The 18,813-nt window shown below is 59.6% G+C and carries 15 protein-coding genes and 4 pseudogenes; 12 read left to right on the top strand and 7 right to left on the bottom strand.

Annotated elements, in window-relative coordinates:
* A pseudogene (locus SAB01S_RS18930) lies at positions 1 to 403 on the bottom strand (transposase); the annotation flags it as partial.
* On the opposite strand from SAB01S_RS18930, the pseudogene SAB01S_RS17295 reads away from it, so the two are divergent.
* A pseudogene (locus SAB01S_RS17295) lies at positions 386 to 760 on the top strand (transposase); the annotation flags it as partial. The pseudogenes SAB01S_RS18930 and SAB01S_RS17295 overlap by 18 nt on opposite strands.
* Before the next feature lie 2 nt (positions 761 to 762).
* Here SAB01S_RS17295 and SAB01S_RS18290 read toward each other — a convergent pair.
* From SAB01S_RS18290 to SAB01S_RS17275, 4 genes are all read right to left on the bottom strand, one after another.
* The gene (locus tag SAB01S_RS18290) at positions 763 to 1,431 is read right to left on the bottom strand and encodes a TetR/AcrR family transcriptional regulator (RefSeq protein ID WP_082718776.1); all 669 of its coding nucleotides are present in this window, start codon (positions 1,429 to 1,431) and stop codon (positions 763 to 765) included.
* 358 nt (positions 1,432 to 1,789) lie between these two features.
* Positions 1,790 to 2,287: an aromatic-ring-hydroxylating dioxygenase subunit beta gene (locus tag SAB01S_RS17285; RefSeq protein ID WP_024020827.1), complete on the bottom strand. Its 498-nt coding sequence runs from the start codon at positions 2,285 to 2,287 to the stop codon at positions 1,790 to 1,792.
* Entirely contained in the window at positions 2,284 to 3,459 is a 1,176-nt protein-coding gene (locus tag SAB01S_RS17280) for an aromatic ring-hydroxylating oxygenase subunit alpha (protein WP_008829815.1), read from the bottom strand. Before SAB01S_RS17280 ends, SAB01S_RS17285 begins: the two co-directional genes overlap by 4 nt.
* A 43-nt stretch (positions 3,460 to 3,502) precedes the next feature.
* Positions 3,503 to 4,489, bottom strand: a complete 987-nt coding sequence (locus SAB01S_RS17275) for a dihydrodipicolinate synthase family protein (RefSeq protein ID WP_008829814.1) — start codon at positions 4,487 to 4,489, stop codon at positions 3,503 to 3,505.
* 149 nt (positions 4,490 to 4,638) lie between these two features.
* On the opposite strand from SAB01S_RS17275, the gene SAB01S_RS17270 reads away from it, so the two are divergent.
* Positions 4,639 to 5,427 carry a 1,6-dihydroxycyclohexa-2,4-diene-1-carboxylate dehydrogenase gene (locus SAB01S_RS17270; protein WP_024020828.1) on the top strand — a complete coding sequence of 263 codons (789 nt, stop codon included), beginning with the start codon at positions 4,639 to 4,641 and terminating at the stop codon, positions 5,425 to 5,427.
* A gap of 19 nt (positions 5,428 to 5,446) precedes the next feature.
* On the opposite strand, the gene SAB01S_RS17265 is transcribed toward SAB01S_RS17270, so the two are convergent.
* Both SAB01S_RS17265 and SAB01S_RS17260 read right to left on the bottom strand, forming a co-directional pair.
* A complete protein-coding gene (locus tag SAB01S_RS17265) occupies positions 5,447 to 6,673 on the bottom strand; it encodes an NAD(P)/FAD-dependent oxidoreductase (protein WP_008829811.1) in 1,227 nt (408 codons plus the stop codon).
* Between the two features lie 107 nt (positions 6,674 to 6,780).
* Positions 6,781 to 8,370 (bottom strand): sigma 54-interacting transcriptional regulator, encoded by a 1,590-nt coding sequence (locus SAB01S_RS17260; protein ID WP_229710698.1) that lies wholly within the window; start codon positions 8,368 to 8,370, stop codon positions 6,781 to 6,783.
* 231 nt (positions 8,371 to 8,601) lie between these two features.
* Here SAB01S_RS17260 and SAB01S_RS17255 point away from each other — a divergent pair, with 231 nt between their 5' ends.
* The 10 genes and pseudogenes from SAB01S_RS17255 to SAB01S_RS17210 all read left to right on the top strand — a co-directional run bounded on the left by SAB01S_RS17255 (position 8,602) and on the right by SAB01S_RS17210 (position 18,774).
* Positions 8,602 to 9,990, top strand: a complete 1,389-nt coding sequence (locus tag SAB01S_RS17255) for an aromatic ring-hydroxylating dioxygenase subunit alpha (RefSeq protein ID WP_245646518.1) — start codon at positions 8,602 to 8,604, stop codon at positions 9,988 to 9,990.
* Entirely contained in the window at positions 9,983 to 10,510 is a 528-nt protein-coding gene (locus tag SAB01S_RS17250; RefSeq protein WP_024020830.1) for an aromatic-ring-hydroxylating dioxygenase subunit beta, read from the top strand. The genes SAB01S_RS17255 and SAB01S_RS17250 overlap by 8 nt, the downstream gene beginning before the upstream one ends.
* Positions 10,511 to 10,535: 25 nt before the next feature.
* The gene (locus SAB01S_RS17245; protein ID WP_008828560.1) at positions 10,536 to 11,903 is read left to right on the top strand and encodes an aromatic ring-hydroxylating dioxygenase subunit alpha; all 1,368 of its coding nucleotides are present in this window, start codon (positions 10,536 to 10,538) and stop codon (positions 11,901 to 11,903) included.
* 14 nt (positions 11,904 to 11,917) lie between these two features.
* Entirely contained in the window at positions 11,918 to 12,469 is a 552-nt protein-coding gene (locus tag SAB01S_RS17240; protein ID WP_008828561.1) for a 3-phenylpropionate/cinnamic acid dioxygenase subunit beta, read from the top strand.
* Positions 12,470 to 12,492: 23 nt separating this feature from the next.
* Positions 12,493 to 12,990 (top strand): annotated as a pseudogene (locus SAB01S_RS19040) (TonB-dependent receptor plug domain-containing protein); the annotation flags it as partial.
* A gap of 475 nt (positions 12,991 to 13,465) precedes the next feature.
* Positions 13,466 to 14,089 carry a TonB-dependent receptor domain-containing protein gene (locus tag SAB01S_RS18920; protein ID WP_062734566.1) on the top strand — a complete coding sequence of 208 codons (624 nt, stop codon included), beginning with the start codon at positions 13,466 to 13,468 and terminating at the stop codon, positions 14,087 to 14,089.
* An 80-nt stretch (positions 14,090 to 14,169) separates the two neighbouring features.
* A pseudogene (gene istA, locus SAB01S_RS17225) lies at positions 14,170 to 15,685 on the top strand (IS21 family transposase).
* Positions 15,672 to 16,400, top strand: a complete 729-nt coding sequence (gene istB / locus SAB01S_RS17220) for an IS21-like element helper ATPase IstB (RefSeq protein WP_062734565.1) — start codon at positions 15,672 to 15,674, stop codon at positions 16,398 to 16,400. The pseudogene istA and the gene istB overlap by 14 nt, the downstream one beginning before the upstream one ends.
* A 176-nt stretch (positions 16,401 to 16,576) precedes the next feature.
* Positions 16,577 to 17,584 carry a TonB-dependent receptor gene (locus SAB01S_RS17215; protein WP_083951439.1) on the top strand — a complete coding sequence of 336 codons (1,008 nt, stop codon included), beginning with the start codon at positions 16,577 to 16,579 and terminating at the stop codon, positions 17,582 to 17,584.
* A gap of 86 nt (positions 17,585 to 17,670) precedes the next feature.
* Positions 17,671 to 18,774 (top strand): alkane 1-monooxygenase, encoded by a 1,104-nt coding sequence (locus SAB01S_RS17210; protein ID WP_008828148.1) that lies wholly within the window; start codon positions 17,671 to 17,673, stop codon positions 18,772 to 18,774.
* The last annotated feature ends 39 nt before the right edge of the window (positions 18,775 to 18,813 follow it).

Here is an 18,813-nt window from a genome sequence, read left to right as displayed (position 1 = left end):
AGCTCCTTGATCTTCATCTTGAGACCGGCCTGATCGAGGCGACGGGATTGGTAGCGCTGGGTCGATCGGTTGATCGGAAATGCGCCGCAGGCCCTCCGTTCGCTCACCTGGTAGTTCGCCCGCAGATAGCCAACGATCTCCCGAGCTCGATCAGGCCTTACATTTTTCGGCGGATGACGTCCTGCAGCATCTCTTTGTCGAGACTGAGGTTTGCCACGAGCCGCTTGAGCCGGACATTCTCCTCCTCGAGCTGCTTCAGCCGCTTCGTCTCCGACGGCATCAGTCCGCCATATTTGCTCCGCCATCGATAGTAGGTCTGAACCGATATGCCGGCTTTGCGGCACACCTCCTCGACGGTCGTACCATCCTCGGCCTGCTTGAGAATGAACGCGATCTGGTGCATGCTGTGATCCGCACGCCCCACATTCAGGACCGCGACGGAGTCCCAATGGTGCTACGCGAAATCATCGCGCGCTTTTGGTATCTGCGGCACGTCTTCGCAAATGGCGGCTATGCTGGCGACAAACTCAGGAAGGCTCTGCGGCGAATGGCGAAATGGACCATCGAAATCATCAAACGGTCAGATACCGCCAAAGGCTTCGAGGTGCTGCCCGGCCGCTGGGTGGTCGAACGGACGTTGGCATGGCTCAACCGAAACCGATGCCTAGCAGAGGACTTCGAGAAAACCATCGCTTCGGCAAAGGCTTGGGTCTTCATCCCGCCCGTTCAAATCGTCATCCGACGTATCGCAAGACTATGAAATCAATCCGCATGATGACGAACCAGGCACTTATGGTAAATCTTCATAAAAATCTGTACCGCGCGATCAGCGATTTGGTCGGCTAGAATGTTGTTTGCGTGTCGCAACTCCAGTATCAACCTTCGATTGAATCCTGAGGTGCAAAGATCAAGTAACAGCATAGCCGCGTCATCCGGATCTTCGTCGTATAAAGAATTAGCTAAAAATAAGGAAACTTGATCTCGAAAATACAAAAATGTATTAGAGTAGAAAATATTTCCTAACTTGGGAATGCGCCGATTGTTGATAATTATAATTCGCTCGATTTCGATGGTGTCATCTCGCATCAAGAAATGGCAAAATCTTTTCGAAGATAAATTCAACATACTGGTTATACTACTACATTCGGAAATATCGAGATCAAGAAAATTTCTAAATAACTGAACTTTCAATTCAATAGCGGCAACAGCAATGTCTTCCTTGTGATCAAAATATTGCCAAAGAGTGCTCTTCGACCCGCCCAATATACTAGAAATATCAGACATAGTGACATTATCGTAGCCACTCTCTAAAAATGCATTCATCGCAACGTTTACGATATTTTTGCGACGCGCACTTTTTTTCAGTTCTCTCTTTGAACTGATTGATAGGACATTTTTTTGCCGCATAAATCCTACATGGCTTCGGATCATCGAAAAAAATGGTGCTCGATAATGTCAGTGACAGATTAAGGAAATTAAGGAAAATTAATCTCTTGATAAGAATATGATTATATTATACTAATTCTAGATATTATTCTTGCCGCTAAGCTTTCTCTAAGTGGCTGTCCTCGCTTAATTTTTCTCCACGTATTATAGCTTATCCCAAGCTCTTTCTGTAACATTGAATCCGTTCTTCCAGTTGAAAAGCGTATAATTTTATCCGCGATATCTTTTGGCAATTTCACCATCTTACATTGTGAACTCATATCGAAATCTTCCGAAGATTACTGCTAAAGCTATAATATAGATCGGTATTTCTCTGGAATATTTAGCTATATTGCATAACTTTTCATATCGGGTAGACAAGATATCGCGGGAGTACTGACGTATCCAATTCGGCACGGCGGGACAGAAACTTGGCCCGACCATCGCCCGAAAGCCGAACCATATCGAGATAGCGACCTGCGGCAAGAATTTGAGTGACCCCGGTATCCATCGGCGTCATGAAAACCGAAAAGTTGGACATGGCCTCTGCTGTGCTGGCATCGACCTGCCGATGGCTGACCCGCTGAACGAAATGGCGAGTGCGGTAGTCCTGAAAGGTCCCTGCCCAGATCTCTGTGACATAAGTGACGCGATCTTCCAGTCGCGCCCTACAATCGTCGAACATGAAGCCGAGTTCGAGGTTATGTTCTGTGTTCTCGGCCGCACGGCAGTAATAAGATGCCTGTTCTTCCTCGGCATAGTTAGTGAGCCAGCCTGTCATGTCTTTGCTGTCGAGCGCGTTGGCGTCCGCCAGCAGCAGGCGGTCAAGAGCGCATTCCAGTTTGGTGGGCGAAAGCATCATGCTTGTGCCCTTTCGAATCCCATCACCGAGCGGTAATATTCCCAGCGCGGAAGGTTACCGCTTTCATCGTTCTGCGAAAACTCGGACTCGAGCTTGGCAGGATCACGCACGCCTTTCTGGAAGATCGCATTGCCAGGCGTGTGGCTGCCGATGTGGATCCGGTGGAAGATCGAAGCGTCTTCCATGCTAATTAAACCGCATGGACCCAGTAAATTGGAGCTTTGCCGTAACCGGTGGCGAAGCATGTCCGCATCGTCGTTCTGGTGGGCGAAATAGGCGTAGTGGACCTCGGTCGTTTCGGCATCGATTGGGGTCGCGAAGCGCAGGTTTATGACGTCGAGATGTTTGGTTGAAACGAAAGTCGGGAACAACTGGACGATGCGTGACCCGACTGATGGATCCTGCCCTTTGAAGGCAATCAGATCCTTATCTTTTAGAACGCTGGGACCGCTCGCCACGGAGAGTGCCGACTCGAAACAGACATGGCCGCGTTTCGTGGCGGTATACTGCCGCCCTTTGCCGCCCTGCCAATTGAGCATCTTGAATGCCGCGTGGAGCAGCGGGGCATGGTAGCCGTCGTTGTCGTTGTAACCCTTCCAGTTGCTGTCATAGCGAACCTTCTGATAGCCCAGCAGTTTAAGGCGACCGTCGCCCGCCATCAGTTCGCGCAGGGTTTCTCCTGCTTCGCCGAGAAACTGGTCAAGGGGTTCTGTCTCAGCCGAGAACGTCACGAATATCAGGCCGTAGAACAGATCGAAGCGCGGCTGCCCCAAGGGGTAGTCCGCCTTGTCGAAACCGGGTACGAATTCGCGCGGGTTGGGACATCCAACAAGCTCGCCCTTGGCACTGAACAGCCAACGGTGATAGGGGCATTCGAACTCGGTTTTGTTACCCATTACCGCAGTTTCGAGCTGGTTGCTGCGATGCGAGCAGGCATTGTAAAACACGCGAACCTCGCCCCCTTCATCCCGCGAGATCAACAGCGGGATTCCTGCGAGGCGGATCGTCCGGAAATCGCCTGGGTTGGGCAACTCGCTTTCGTGCGCAACCGGATGCCATTCCGGGCCGTGAAATATCCGCTTGATCTCTTCCAAGTAGAGATCCGATCGCGTAAAGGCCGCCTTGGGAACTTCGTTATAATTCTTCGGCCAGGTCAAGGTCGCGTCAGCCATCCTCTTGCTCCCGCATTTCCAGTGATCGTTTATCTGACCGTCTTCAACGCTCTGTTTCGAGCGCTTTGCCCAGTTCGGCCCACATCCGGCCCGAATTACGCGCGCCTTCGAGATAGCTTTCGGGACATAAGTGATAGGGTGGACGGCAAGGTCCGGCGTTCATCCATCCACCGGCGGTCATCCGCGCCTTTTCCAGCGGAATGTTGTAGGTGGAGAATTCCTTGAAGCTGCCATTGGGAAACAGCGTTGCTGCCGTGGGCGCGAGCCGCCCCATGAAGGTCTTGGCCTTGCTCCAGTCGCCGGTGGCGCGGGCCTGTGCGACGAGATCGCGCAATGTCGTACTGACGAGAGGATGGCAGACCGCGCCGCTTGTCCAGAAGGCATCGACCGAATCGTCCATCCGCGCCGCGCCATAGTAATCGAAGTCGATCGGCAGCAGCTTGATCCGCCCCTTGATTGCGGCCAGATCGGGCAGCAGTGTGCCAACACCGATATACTTGGCAGTAACAACTTGGGGGATTTCGGCGACCTGACCCCAGAAATGGCGCGGGAAATCGAACTTGAATGCTTCGGGATTGGCATAGATTGCAATATTGATATCGGGCACCGCCTCAGCGACATCCTTGTAGAACTGGACCGCGACATCGACGCTCGGCGCGCACCACATCGGTACGCCCAGCATCGTCCCGGTCGCGCCGATATCGACTGCCTCGCGGGTCAGCGCGATGGTGTCGCGGGTGTTGATACAGGTTGTGCCGACAAACACCGGAACCCGGCCCGCTGCGGCATCTACGATAGTCTTCATAAAGACGAGCTTTTCGTCAAGCGTCATGGTCGCGGCCTCGCCCAGCGTTCCCATACTCAGGATGCCGTCGACTCCGGCCTCGATCAGGCCGTTGACCATGCGGGCTGCTTCGTCGACATTAACCGTATCAGTGGCGCGCCAATCGGTAGCACCTTCCTTGGCGGGCGTCGGCACGATCGCCCAGGCACCCTTTATATCAGCAGCAGTCAGCAGTTCACGCGCCACGCAACATCTCCCAAAGATTTTCAATCATTAGCCAATATGTAACGCATTGCCCACGGGCTTGGCAAGGGAGGAATGCGGATTTATGAAGCCGAATGTGACTAGGATTGCACCCTTCCGGCCGGACGGGTGCGGGTTTGGAGAAATCAGAGATGACAGACGCAAACGTAAGATTTGCAGGCAAGATCGCGATTGTCACGGGAGCAGCCCAGGGCATCGGCTTTGCTACGGCCCAGCGCCTAGGGCGAGAAGGCGCCACAGTCGTCGTTGCCGATCGTGCAGAACAGGCGACACTGGATGCGGTTGCGCGACTTATGGCCGAATCTGTCGACGCTCACCCCGCCATCCACGACCTCGAGCAACAGGCTGGAGCCGCTGCCCTGTACAACGCTGTAAGCGATAAATTCGGGCGGATCGACGTGGCCGTCCATAATGTCGGTGGCACGATCTGGGCCAAGCCTTATTGGGAATACACCACCGAAGAAATCGTCGCCGAAATTAATCGCTCGTTGTGGCCGACGCTGTGGTGTTGCCATGCAGTGCTGCCCCACATGCGCGCGGCGGGTCGCGGCGCGATCGTCAACATCGGCTCGGTGGCAACGCGCGGGGTCAATCGCGTGCCCTACGCGGCTGCGAAAGGTGGCGTGGCGGCGCTGACCGCTGCGTTGTCGCTGGAACTGGAGGATTGTGGCATCAGGGTAAATTGCGTGGCTCCTGGCGGGGTCAACGTGACCCGTGTCACCCCGCGTAATACCGCTCCGCATTCCGACGCGGACCGCAAGGGCTTTGGCGAGGTGATGGAGCAGACCTTGCGCGATACCCCGCTGGGTCGCTTCGGCGAGCCCGAGGAACTGGCCGCCGCGATCTGCTTTCTAGCCGCCGACGAGGCGTCCTACATCACCGGCCAAACCCTCTACGTCGCAGGTGGCGGGATCGGCTGATCCCGCCCGCCTTACGAGCCTAACCAGCCTGCTTGAGGATATCGCGGAGCGACACATCGGCATCGGCCAGCTGCGCGGCCTGGGCATTGGCTCGGCGCTCGATCAGCCGTTTGCCGATGCCCATGTCTGGGGCGCGGTTGACAGTCAGGATGCCCTCGATCATCTCGCCTGACTGGAAGAATGCGGTAAACTGGTTGCTTGCCATGTCTCCACGCAGGGTTACCTCGGCTTGCACCGGGATATGGCCGCAGAACTGGATATTGAGATCGAACTGGTCGCTCCAGTACCACACCGGCTTGCAGTAATCGACGCCCTGCCCGAGCACGGCGAGCGCCGCGGCCTGAGCCTGATCGGCAGCATTCTGGTAGGTTTCCTGGCGGATATGGCCGCCGAAGAAGCTCTCCTGTTCGGCCACGTCGCCGGCGGCAAAGACATTCTCATTGCTGGAGCGGCACCGCCGATCGACGATGATGCCGTTATTGGTGACGATGCCTGCGTCCCGGGCTAGGCTGATTTCCGGCACTATCCCGACCCCGACTACCACGGCATCGCAATCCACCAGTGATCCGTCATCGAGTTCGACCTGCGTCACCCGCCCGTCAAGCACCTTCATCGCGTTCACGCCGCGTCCGAAGCGGGTGTCGACGCCGCGCTGGCGATGTTCCTCGCCCAGCCATTGCCCGAACTGCGGCCCGAGCGCGCGAATCATAGGCGCGGCAAGCGGTTCGATCGCGGTCACTCGGCACCCCAGCTTGACCGCGCTGGCCGCGACTTCAGCCCCGATCACACCCATGCCGATGATGACGATCCGGGCGCCGTCCCTGAGGTCCGTCGCCATCCGGGTGGCATCGTCCCGGGTGCGCAGGTAATGCACGTTGGCGGCGTCGGCACCCTCCATGTTGAGCTTGCGGGCGGAACCACCGGTGGTCAGCAGGATGCGGTCGGCTTGGACCAGGTCTCCGCCCGTCAGGCGCACAGCGCTCGCCGCCAGGTCGAGCGCTTCGGCACGCGTGCCAAGCCGCATTTCGATGCGGTTGGCGGCGTACCAGGCCTCGTCATGAAGGAAGAAATTGTCCGGTACATTGGCCGGATCCCACAACACCTCCTTGGACAGGGGCGGGCGCTCGTAGGGCCGCCACGGTTCTTCGCCGATAAGGGTGATCCGGCCATCGAAGCCAGCCTGGCGCAAGGACTCCACCGCGCGGCCACCCGCAAGATTTGCTCCGACCACGGCTACCGATTTCATGCGATTCTCCCAACTTTGCGTGCTTTCCCGGTCTTATTGCCGGAAGGCGCACCTCCCTATAGACCTTCTTTGCACAATATGCAATGCGTTGCGAGAGTTAACGCGCGCTAGGCGGATTCCTGGATTTCCATTTTTTCAAGACGCAAGGCGAGCTGCCGACGGGTAAAGCCTAAGGTGCGCGCCGCGCGAGCAACGTTGCCCCCACTTGCATCAAGGGCCTCGCGGATCACCAGCCCTTCCATTTCCAGCAGGCTTCCGCCCTCATCGACGATCAGATCCAGCATCTGGCGCACCAAGTTGGCGCGACTACCAACATTGTCAACGGCGCTGATCCTGCCATCGTTGGTCATGCACATCGCCGGCTTCAATTCGAGGCCGTCGGTTTCCAAGAACAGGTGTCTGACGTCGATCGCTCGTCCGTCGTCCGCCAACAGCACGGCGCGTTCCACCATTCGCTCAAGTTCGCGCACATTGCCCGGGAAATCGTAAGCCAACAGCGCGTTAATCGCCCGCGGAGTGAAGCCCGATACTGTTCGGCCATGGCGCAGGGCATAACGCAGACGGAAGTGTTCCAGCAGCACCGGAATGTCCTCGCGGCGCTGGCGCAGCGGCGGCACCCGGACCGGTAAAGTCGATATCCGGTAGAACAAGTCGGCACGAAACGTGCCTTCCCGCACCGCCTCGTTAAGTTCCACATTCGATGCTGCGATCAATCGGACATCCACCTTGATCGTCCGCGTATCGCCGACCCGCTCGAACTCACCTTCCTGGACAGCGCGCAGAATCTTCGATTGTGCAAGTGGCGACAGTGTCGATATCTCGTCCAGGAACAGCGTGCCGCCATTGGCCAGCTCGAACCGACCGGGCCGGGCGGCAACCGCGCCAGTATAGGCCCCCTTGGCCACGCCGAACAGCTCCGATTCGATCAGCCCCTCAGGGATCGCCGCGCAGTTGAGCGCGATGAACGGCTCCGCCTCGCGCGTGCTCAGCCGATGAGCGAGCTTGGCCAGCACTTCCTTGCCGACCCCGGTCTCGCCCATTAACAGCAGCGTCGCATTGCTCGCTGCGGTGCGTTCGATCATGGTCTTGGCTGAGAGGAACGCTGCCGATATCCCAATCACCGTTTGGCCCGCATCATGCCACGTTTCGGACAGGACCAGCGGCGTCGCGGCCAATTCGAGGTCGTCCAACTGATCCCATTCGGGTTTTGGTTTGGCGTGAAGTACGCAGGCAGCATCGCCTCGCCCCGCACATTCCACTTCGCGCATGATGATCGGTTGTCCCGCGAAGGTTGTGGCAAAGCCGCTTGCAAAGCCGGTCTGCATCCAGCACACCGGATCGGTGCTGTGCCCCATCGCGTTGAGATGGATCGCCGCCTCCATCGAATCGTGGACCGTGAACCGGCCTTCGAAATGCCCCCGCGAGGGATCGTTTTCAAGAGTTTCGATCTGGGTCCAGCCGAACCCGGTCAAGGCGTGTGCCTGCGGTCCGACCGCGAATGCTTCGAGATAATCACCATCCGGGCGCAATTTCTTCGCGCCGATCGCGCACCGTGCGCCTTCGGCAAAACCGACACCCCAGAAGAACCGGCTGGCCGCTTCTAGCCCCAATTCGGCCACCAGGCGGCTGCGCCAGCTGGCCAGGGCCGCTTGGCTGAGCAGTACGCAGCGTTCACCGTCATGCCAGATCCGGCCCATTTCCGGTGAGAACAGCAGCTTGCTGGCAAGGTCGGCGTATCCTGGGAGCGTCTCCATCCGGTCAGCTTATCAGATTCGTAACTTCCGGCCCAGACTTAAGCCTCGACATTTACATATACGTCGATCTGCACGGTGCCTCGCCGTGGGATTGACCAACCGGACTGCGGTAAATCGGCCCGAAAACGATATTGGCACGATTCGTGCTTATAACTGTCCCGACAAGAAAAATCGATGGCGGCTTTAGCCATGCTGTTGGGAGAGGATCAAATGAACGACAACATTGCCGATCTGGTTGATTCACGCACCGGGCGCCAATCGCGCTCGATCTACGCGAGCGAAGACATCTATCGGCAGGAACTTGAGCGGATCTTCGGGCGCTGCTGGCTGTTCCTGGTCCACACCAGCCAGATTCCGAAGCCGGGCGACTATTTCCGCACCTTCATGGGCGAAGACGATGTGATCGTGATCCGCCAGAAGGACGGGTCGATCAAGGCGTTCCTTAACAGCTGCACCCACCGCGGGAACCGGATCTGCCGCGCCGATCGCGGCAATGCGCGCGCCTTCACCTGCAACTATCACGGCTGGTCTTTTTCCCCGGACGGCGCGCTCGCCGGGGTGCCGCTGGAAAGCGAGGCCTATTTCGGCGAACTCGACCGCACCAAGTTCGGCCTGATCCCGGTGACGAAAGTGGCCGAGTACAAGGGCCTGGTGTTCGGCTGCTGGGATGCCAATTCGCCCAGCCTCGATGACTATCTGGGCGATGCCAAGTTTTTCCTCGATGTCTGGCTGGATGCCATGCCGGGCGGATCGGCACTGCTCGGCGAGACGCAGAAGATGGTGCTGGGCACCAACTGGAAGCTGCCAGTCGAGAACGTCTGCGGCGATGGCTATCACCTGGGCTGGGCACATGCCGGCGCGATGGCAGCAGTCCAGTCGATGGACCTCACCGGGCTCAGCGTCGGCAATTCCGGGGTCGATCTCGATGGCGGGCTGTCGGTCGCCGGCATGAACGGGCACATGGTCTTGAGCGCGCTCGACGGCGTTTCCGGCTACGCCTTCTATCCTGATCCCAAGCCGATCCTCGAATACCTAGAGGCCAACCGCCAGACGGTGATCGACCGTCTGGGCGAAGTGCGCGGCAGGCAGGTGTGGGGTGCGCAGGTCAACATAACCATTTTCCCCAACCTGCAACTGCTGCCCGGGCTCAACTGGTTCCGGGTCTATCATCCAAAGGGTCCCACCCAGATCGAACAGTGGACCTGGGCCATGGCCGAAAACGACATGCCCGAGGCGGTGAAAGCGCAGATTCTCGAAAACCAGTGCCTGACCTTCGGCTTGGCGGGCCTTTTCGACAACGACGATGGCGACAATCTGACCGCCTGCACCGAACAGTCGCGCGGCTGGCGCACGGCGCAGATGGATGTCTACACCAACATGGCGCTGGGCCGCTCGGGCAAGCGCGAGGGCTTCCCCGGCGATATCGCCTCCGGCTTGGTAAGCGAACACAACCAGCGCTATTTCTACCGCCGCTGGCAAGAGCACATGATGGCGGAAACCTGGGCCGAAGTGCCCACGTACAACATTAACTCGCTGACCGACGAGGAGGCCGAGCATGCTTGACCGACCGCTTGCCCCTCCCCCGGTGGAGGTGATCGTTGCAGTTACCCAGGCACTCCACCGCGAAGCCCGGCTGCTCGACAACGAAGATCTCGACGGCTGGCTGGCCATGCTTGGCAAAGACGTCAGCTATCGCCTGGAACTGAAGAGCCGAAGGTTCCGCGCTGACCGTTCGCCGCCTTTTCCACTTGGCCCAGGGGTAATCTTCAACGAGGATCTGGGTAGGCTGAAAATGCGGGTGGATCGCCTGAAATCCGGCTTCGTCTGGGCCGAAGATCCGCCCAACTACATCCGCCGCGCTGTCTCCAACGTCGAGGTGCTGGCCACCCGGGCCGATAACGAGGTGCGGGTCCATTCGGTGCTGGGGATGCACCGCAATCGGATCGATGGCACCACCCGCCTGCTCACCGCCGGACGCACTGACCTCTGGCGCAGCGAAGGCAGCGCTTGGCTGCTGGCCGCGCGCGAAATCGTGCTGGACCATTCCGTGCTGCCGGACAGCAACCTCAACGCCTTTTTCTGAACAAGCCTGACGGGAGAGAACAATCATGCGCTTCGAACGGATCGGTCGCGAACCGGATTATTCACGCTACATGGACCTCAAGGAAGGCTGGCTTGACCGCCGGATCTTTTCGGATGCGGACATCTACGAGGAGGAGCTGTACCGCATCTTCGCGCGGTCGTGGCTGTTCGTTGCCCACGAAAGCCAGATCCCAAACAGCGGGGACTTCCTGACGACCCACATGGGTGAAGACGCGGTGATCGTCGCGCGCCAGCCCGACGGTTCGATCCGGGTCATGCTCAATTCCTGCCCGCACCGCGGCAATAAGGTGTGCTTCGCCGATGCCGGGAACACCCGTCGGTTCGTCTGCAATTACCACGGCTGGGCGTTTGACACCGCCGGCGACCTCAAGGGCATGCACGAGGAATATTGCTACGACGCGGGCGATATCGACTTCAAGAACCATGGCCTCAAGAACGTCGCCAAGGTCGGCAACTACAAGGGCTTGGTGTTCGCCACCTTCAACAGCGATGCGCCGAGCCTGGAAGCCTGGCTAGGCGATTTCCGGTGGTATCTCGACATGATCCTCGACAACGAGGAAGGCGGCACCGAATTCATTGGCGGCTGCATCAAGTCGGTGATCAGCGCGAACTGGAAGTTCGGGGTCGAGAACTTCATCGGCGACGCTTATCACGCCGGCTGGACGCATGATTCGGGCACTCGGTCGATGAACAACGGCCAGCCGTTCCCGCCGATCGACATGGATAATTCCTATCACGCCAGCGTGAACGGCCACGGCTGGGAATTCGGCACCGAAGGCGTGGGCGACCTCTTCCTGCTCGGGCGCCCCAAGGTGATGGACTATTACAACAAGATCCGCCCGAAGATGGCAGAACGCCTGGGCGAGATGCGCTCGAAGATCTTCGGTTCGGTCGCCTCGGCATCGATCTTCCCCAACGTCTCGTTCCTGCCGGGCATTTCCACCTTCCGCCAGTGGCAACCCAAGGGGCCAATGCAGTTCGAATTGAAGACCTGGGTGATCGTCAACAAGAACATGCCCGACGACATCAAGGAGGAAGTGACCAAAGGCGTGATGCAGACCTTTGGCCCCGGTGGCACCTTCGAGATGGATGACGGCGAAAACTGGGAAAACTGCACCACCGTCAACCGCGGCGTCGTCACCCGGCACGAGCGCCTGCACTATCGCTGCGGGATCGGCCGCCAGATCGAACACGATACCCTGCCGGGCATCGTCTATCGCGGCCAGTACAACGACGCCAACCAGCGCGGCTTCTATCAGCGCTGGCTCGACATGATGACCCATGACGAATTCGGCAAGATGCCGGCACGGCCCGAACCGCAGCTGGGCAATGTGGGCGAAACCCGCGATCTTCCTGGCCTGTTCGCGCTCTGAGAGGAACTACAGCTATGACCGACACCGCAACCCTCGAGCGCACATGTGAAGGGACTACCGCATCGCTCGAACTGACCCACGCGCTGACCCAGACGCTGTATCGCGAAGCACGGCTGCTCGACGATGAACACTACAAGGCCTGGGCCAGCATGCTGGCGGAAGACCTGCATTACCACATGCCGGGGATCGAAACCCGCTATCGCCGCGACAAGACCGAGCAGGTGACCGACCTGACCCGGATGGCCTATTACAACGACAGCAAGCCCGAAATCCTCAAGCGGCTTTCTCGGCTCGAGACCGGAACGGCCTGGTCGGAGGATCCGGCGACGCGCTACACCCATATCATCACCAACGTCGAGGTGGAGCTTACCGAAAAGGCCGACGAGTTCCGAGTCTATTCGAACTTCTATGCTTATCGCAATCGCAACGAACGCGACGAGGATTCGCTAATCGGCAACCGTATCGATATCTGGCGTCAGGTCGGCAACAGCTTTCAACTGGTCAAACGCCGAGCGATCCTCAAGCACAATGTAATGTTGAGCAAGAACCTCAACATCTACGTTTAGTCTATCCACCTTTATAAATAGTAATGATAAAACACGAGGGAGAATGCCAAATGACAAACCGATTGATGTATTTCAGGAAAGCCGTCCTGCGCGCCAGCGCCTCGGCGATCGTAGTATCTACCGGGCTTGTGCCGATGACGGCGCATGCGCAGGATGCAGCAGCAAGCGAGCCTCAGGCCGAGGAGCAACGGGCCGGCGGTCTAGGTGAAATCATCGTGACTGCGCGCAAGCGGTCTGAGAACCTGCAGGAAACGCCGGTCGCGATCACCGCTATGAATGCCGAGATGCTCGAAGCGCGCGAAGTCAACAACGTCGCCCAGGTGGCCAAGTTCGCGCCCAACGTGAACATGTCGCCGGTTGCCAACATCTCCGGTTCCAGCGCCACGATCACCGCGTTCATCCGCGGCGTCGGTCAGACCGACTTCAACATTACCGTGGATACCGGCGTGGGCATCTATGTCGATGGCGTCTATGTCGCCCGCTCGGTCGGTGCGCTGCTCGACATGACCGACATCGCTGATGTGCAGATCCTGCGCGGGCCGCAGGGCACGTTGTTCGGCAAGAACACCATCGGCGGCGCGATCGTCGTCAATTCCGTCCAGCCGCAACACGAATTTGACCTGAAGCTCGAAGCGGCGACCGGCCGGTTCAACCGCGCCGATTTCAAGGGCATGATCAACGTGCCGCTGAGCGACAATCTCGCAATGCGCGCGGTTGCTTCCTATGAAACCCGCGACGGCTACCAGAAGCGTTTGTTCGACGGCGGCCGCCAGGGCAACAAGGACAGCTTCGGCGGACGCATTGCGTTCAAGTGGGAGCCGACCGATAAGCTGACCGTCAGCCTCAGCGGGGATATCAACATCCGCCGCGAAGAGCAGACGGCCATTTCGCTGCTCGAACTGCAGGACCAGAACGTGCCGCTGCGCTTCGTCGATATCCCGAACAGCGCGACGACACCCGGCGGCCCCCAACCGCCAGATCGCTGCGCCCAGCTCGATGTATTTCTGGAACAAGATCCGCGTCACCGATGGCAGCTGTGGAGCACCTTGGGGCGGGTTTGGCGTTCCGGGTACCCTTGCGCCGACCGGCAACCCGGCCTGCGCCAGCACCCGCTGGATCACTGGCGACATCGACACCACCTGGGCTGGCGGCGTCAACCGGTCGGACTTCGATCTATGGGGCACGAACCTCACCCTCGATTACGATTTCGGCGATTTCAGCCTGAAGTCGATTTCGGCCTACCGCGACCAGAGTTCGCACATGGAATACGATTTCGACGGCACTCCGCATACGATCCTGCGGATCGCAAGCGATATCGATGTGTGGCAGGCCTCGCAGGAACTGCAGTTTACCGGAAGCCTGATGGATGGCCAGGTGAAGTTCGTTCTGGGCGGCTATTATCTCAAGGAAAAGGGCACTGACTACACCCCGATGGAATTCGGGTTTGCCCAGTTCTTTACTGGCGGCGACATCGACAACGACAGCTATGCCTCATACCTGCAGGCCACCTTCAAGGTGACCGACCGGTTCTCGATCACGCCGGGCATCCGCTACACTAACGAGACCAAGCGGTTCGACCCGTCTGTGCTGTGGATCGGCGTGCAAAAAGGACCCCGTTAGCGGGGTGATCGGCGTCTAAAAGGGACCCCTCATTTCGATAGCTTACACAGTCGCGTGGAAGTTCATGCGGCGAGATCGGGATGTTGGTTTTGGAGACAGTGGTTCGTATCCGGCGTGAGTATGCCGGCGGGAAGGCGATCAAGGCGATCGCGCGTGATCTGCATGTGTCGCGGAAGGTGATCCGCAAGGCGATCCGGGCGCCGGAAGGCGCATTTGATTATCGACGCAAGGTTCAGCCGCTACCGCGGATTGGTCCATTTCAGGATCGTCTTGATGTGCTGCTGGAAGAGAATGAGTTGCTGGGCCGACGTGACCGGCTTCGGATGACCCGTATCCACGACCTTTTGGTGCGTGAGGGTTTCGAAGGCTCCTACGATGCCGTGCGTCGCTATGCGGCACGGTGGAAGGTCGAGCGGCGCAGGAATGTCGGCGATGGGACGACTGCCTTTATTCCGATGCTGTTCCAGCCCGGCGAGGCCTACCAGTTCGACTGGAGCCACGAGGATGTCGAGATCGACGGCAAGCCGATGCGGGTAAAGGTCGCGCATATGCGGCTGTGCGCATCGCGGGCGGTGTATGTCCGGGCCTATCCCCGCGAGAGCCAGGAGATGCTGTTTGACGCGCATGCGCGCGGCTTTGCCTTTTTCGGTGGCGTGCCCAAGCGCGGCATCTACGATAATATGAAGACGGCGGTGACGAGCGTGTTCACCGGCAAGGAGCGGGTGTTCAACCGGCGGTTCCTGATCATGGCCGACCATTATATGGTCGAGCCCACGGCCTGCTCGCCGGCGGCGGGCTGGGAGAAGGGCCAGGTCGAGAACCAGGTGCAGACGATCCGAGGGCGCTTCTTCCAGCCCCGTTTGCGGTTCGCCAGCCTTGAGGAGCTCAATGGCTGGCTGGAAAGCCGAGTGCCGGCGCTGGGCCGAACGGCAGGCGCATCCTGAGCAGGGCGAACAGACCGTGGCGCAGATGCTGGAGATGGAACGCCCTGCATTGCAACCGATGCTGGGGCCGTTCGACGGCTTCAACGAGAGCGAGCATGGCGTGTCGGGCACCTGCCTGATCAGCTACGATCGCAACCGATACTCGGTTCTCTCAACGGTGGCACGACGCACGGTGCAGGTCCGGGCCTATGCCGACCGCATTGTCGTGCGATGCGATGATGAGGTCGTTGCCGAGCATCCCCGCTTCTTCGGGCGGAACCGCACGATCTATGATCCCTGGCACTATCTGCCGGTGCTGGCCCGCAAGCCCGGCGCTTTGCGCAACGGCGCCCCCTTCCAGGACTGGGAGCTGCCGCCAGCACTGGCTCGGTTACGCCGCAAGCTGGGCAACAGCGATGATGCTGACCGGCGGTTCGTGCGCGTGCTGGCGGCCGTGCTGACCGACGGTCTGGAACTCGTCGAGGCCGCCGTGCGGGAGGCGCTGGCGACCGGCACGGCAAGCGACGATCTGATCCTCAACATCCTGGCACGGCGCCGCGAACCGCCGCGACCGCTGACGATCGTCACTTCGGAGGACAATGCCCTGCGGCATCCGCCGATCGCCGACTGTGCCCGTTACGACCAACTGAGGAACTTCCATGCAGCGGCATGACATGATCGACGCGATGCGCGGGCTTGGACTCAAGGGGATGGCTGGCGCGTTCGATGAGGCCGTTACCACCGGCCTTCAGCGGCAGCGCACGACGATGGAGATACTGACCGATCTGCTGCGCGCGGAGGCAACCCACCGCCACGCAGCCTCGATCCGATACCGGATGGCAGCCGCCAAGCTGCCGGTGGTGAAGGACCTTGATGCCTTCCACTTCGAGGGGACGCCGATCAACGAGGCGCTGGTCCGTTCGCTACACAGCGGCGCGTTCCTGCCTGCACGGCGCAATGTCGTCCTTGTCGGCGGCACAGGCACCGGCAAGACCCATCTGGCCATCGCCATCACCGCCAATGTCGTCCGCGCCGGAGCGCGGGGGCGCTACTTCAACACCGTGGATCTGGTGACCCGTCTCGAAGAGGAAGCCCGGATCGGCAAAAGCGGCGCGCTTGCCGCCCAGCTCTCCCGGCTTGATCTCGTCGTTCTGGACGAGCTTGGCTATCTGCCGTTCGCCCGCTCAGGCGGGCAGTTGCTGTTCCATCTGGTCAGCAAGCTTTATGAGCAAACCAGCGTCATCATCACGACCAACCTGGCGTTCGGGGAATGGCCGACCGTGTTCGGCGATCCCAAGATGACCACCGCTCTTCTCGATCGTGTCACCCATCATTGCGACATCATCGAGACCGGCAATGACAGCTGGCGCTTCAAGAACCGAAACTGATCCTCGCCGCAGGTCGGGATGAAGATGCTTTGCGCTGCGCGCGCCTCCGGTCGGGCTCCGCCCTCCCTACGCCGCGCGCAGCGCAAGGAGCATTCCTCGACCGTCGTACCATCTTTGAAAGGGGGTCCCTTTTGCGCGCCGATTGGGGGTCCCGTTTGGACGCCGATTGACAGTCTGTGCAGACGATCTTCAACGACCGCTCGCAACTCGATCCAGTGCTGGCATCGGTCTATCCGCAGGGCGCATTCGTCGCGTTCAGCCAGTGCCTCGTCGGACAGGCAAACCCGGCGGCCAACCTGTTCCCGTCAGGCCCGCTGGCCGGTTTCCCGCTACCGAACTGCACGCCTTCGGCGACCAACCCGGGCGGCAACCACACGATGCCGGCCATCGAGGTTTCGGCCAAGGCCAAGGAGTGGACCCCGGCGATCTCGGCGGACTACAAGATAACCGACAATTCGCTGATCTATGCGTCCTATTCGAAAGGCTTCAAGAACGGCGGGTTCAGCCAGCGCATCTTCCCAGCTGAAATCGCGACCCCCTCGTTCACGCCGGAATTCGTCGAATCCTACGAAATCGGCCTGAAGAACGAACTGTTCAACCGGCGCCTGCGCCTGAACATCGCGGCGTTCCTTTCCGATTACAGCGACATGCAGATCACTGTGAACGAAGGGATCGCTCCGAAGGTTCGCAACGCCGGTGCCGGCCGGATCAAGGGCTTCGAGATCGAAGGCGAAGCTGCCCCGATCGAACAGGTTCGCGTGAACTTCGGCGTGGGTTATCTCGATGCCTACTACACCAAGATCGATCCGAGCGCGGCGCCAGTCACGCTGGATTCGAAGTTCGCCTTCGTTCCCAAGTGGACAGCTTCGGCCGCGATCAACGCCGACGTCTATGAAGGCAGCATGGGCAAGCTGACCCTGCGCGGCGATTGGTCCTACCAGAGCGGCACCTTCAAGGATGCAGTCAACAGCCCGCAACTGTTCCAGCCCGCGTACAGCGTGTTCGGCACCAGTGCCTCGTTCACCGACAGGAGTGAGCACTTCACCCTGACTGCGGGCGTCACGAACCTGACCGACAAGCGCTATCTGCAGGGCGGCTATGTCGATCTCAACGTCGGCGGCGCCGCAACGGCCAGCTTCTCGCGTCCGCGCGAATGGTTCCTCAAGCTCGCCTACAAGTACTGATGAAGGCCCGAGGGCGGCGGACCGCCACCGCCCTCACCCTTGCCTCGACGGGCAAGGCCAGAACAGAATAACTAAGGAGAAATCCGATGGACGGACTGCGCTATTTTCTCATTCCGGTCATGACCTTGGCGGGCGTTATCGGATTCATGCTCGGCGGCAGCTACGTCTGGCTGGGCGCGGCGACCTTTCCGGTGTTGATGACGCTGGATATCCTGCTGCCGGCGGACCACAAGATGCGCGCGCAGGGCACGGCACTGCTTGGCGATTTCGCCATGTACCTCCAGCTCCCGTGCATGATCCTGCTGGTCTGGGCCTTTGCCCGATCGGTTGCGACCGCGATCAACCCGATCACCGGCGCCGACAATTCAAGCTGGCAACTGGCCGGATCGCTGCTCAGCCTGGGTTGGCTCTCGGCGGTGCCGACCCTGCCGGTGGCGCATGAGCTGATGCACCGCCGCCACTGGTTTCCTCGCTATGTCGCCAAGTGTCTGAGCGCGTTCTACGGCGACCCCAATCGCGATATTGCCCATATCGTCACCCACCACGTCCATCTCGACACGGCCAAGGATAGCGATACCCCTCGGCGCGGGCAGACCATCTACAGCTTCGTGTTCCAGGCGAGTTGGGGTTCCTACAAGGATACTTGGGAAAAGTCGGCCGAAATCCTCCGCAAGCTTGGCCATGCTTCGCTGGGATGGCGCAATCCGGTGTGGCTACTGCCGCTCTTATCGGGCAGTATCATCGTCTTTGTGGGCTTGACGGCAGGCCTTGGCGCGGCGCTGACCGCTGTCGGCGCGATGGTAATGGCCAAGATGTTCGTGGAGGGGTTCAACTACTTCCAGCACTATGGCCTGATCCGGGTCGAAGGGGCGCCGATCGAGCTCCATCACGCCTGGAACCACCTTGGCGCGATCGTCCGGCCGATCGGTGCGGAAATCACCAACCACATCAACCATCACCTTGACGGGCATATCCCCTTCTATGCGCTGAAGCCCGAACCGCAAGCGCCGCAGATGCCCTCACTGTTCCTGTGCTTCGCCGCCGGACTGATCCCGCCGGTCTGGTTCCGCTTCATCGCGCAACCGCGCCTCAAGGACTGGGACGAACGTTTCGCCACCCCCGGCGAACGCAAGCTGGCGGATCAGGCCAACGCACAGGCTGGCTGGCCGCGCTGGCTGGCCAGCACTTGAACGCCAGGCCAATCGTCCACCCTCATTCGGGCGACAATC

Origin of the sequence: Sphingobium abikonense NBRC 16140 (assembly GCF_001598335.1) — a bacterium.
Taxonomy (GTDB): Bacteria; Pseudomonadota; Alphaproteobacteria; order Sphingomonadales; family Sphingomonadaceae; genus Sphingobium; species Sphingobium abikonense.
Note: the sequence above shows the minus strand (reverse complement) of the source record. Positions and strands in the feature narration are given on the sequence as shown.

Excerpts from the sequence above, each read along its gene's own strand:
- SAB01S_RS17280 (WP_008829815.1), bottom strand. The coding sequence starts at position 3,459 with ATGGCTGACGCGACCTTGACCTGGCCGAAGAATTATAACGAAGTTCCC.
- SAB01S_RS17270 (WP_024020828.1), top strand. The coding sequence starts at position 4,639 with ATGACAGACGCAAACGTAAGATTTGCAGGCAAGATCGCGATTGTCACG.
- SAB01S_RS17265 (WP_008829811.1), bottom strand. The coding sequence starts at position 6,673 with ATGAAATCGGTAGCCGTGGTCGGAGCAAATCTTGCGGGTGGCCGCGCG.
- SAB01S_RS18290 (WP_082718776.1), bottom strand. The coding sequence starts at position 1,431 with ATGATCCGAAGCCATGTAGGATTTATGCGGCAAAAAAATGTCCTATCA.
- istB (WP_062734565.1), top strand. The coding sequence starts at position 15,672 with ATGCAGCGGCATGACATGATCGACGCGATGCGCGGGCTTGGACTCAAG.
- SAB01S_RS17260 (WP_229710698.1), bottom strand. The coding sequence starts at position 8,370 with ATGGGCCGGATCTGGCATGACGGTGAACGCTGCGTACTGCTCAGCCAA.
- SAB01S_RS17255 (WP_245646518.1), top strand. The coding sequence starts at position 8,602 with ATGGCGGCTTTAGCCATGCTGTTGGGAGAGGATCAAATGAACGACAAC.
- SAB01S_RS17210 (WP_008828148.1), top strand. The coding sequence starts at position 17,671 with ATGGACGGACTGCGCTATTTTCTCATTCCGGTCATGACCTTGGCGGGC.
- SAB01S_RS17240 (WP_008828561.1), top strand. The coding sequence starts at position 11,918 with ATGACCGACACCGCAACCCTCGAGCGCACATGTGAAGGGACTACCGCA.
- SAB01S_RS17250 (WP_024020830.1), top strand. The coding sequence starts at position 9,983 with ATGCTTGACCGACCGCTTGCCCCTCCCCCGGTGGAGGTGATCGTTGCA.
- SAB01S_RS17285 (WP_024020827.1), bottom strand. The coding sequence starts at position 2,287 with ATGATGCTTTCGCCCACCAAACTGGAATGCGCTCTTGACCGCCTGCTG.
- SAB01S_RS18920 (WP_062734566.1), top strand. The coding sequence starts at position 13,466 with ATGTATTTCTGGAACAAGATCCGCGTCACCGATGGCAGCTGTGGAGCA.
- SAB01S_RS17245 (WP_008828560.1), top strand. The coding sequence starts at position 10,536 with ATGCGCTTCGAACGGATCGGTCGCGAACCGGATTATTCACGCTACATG.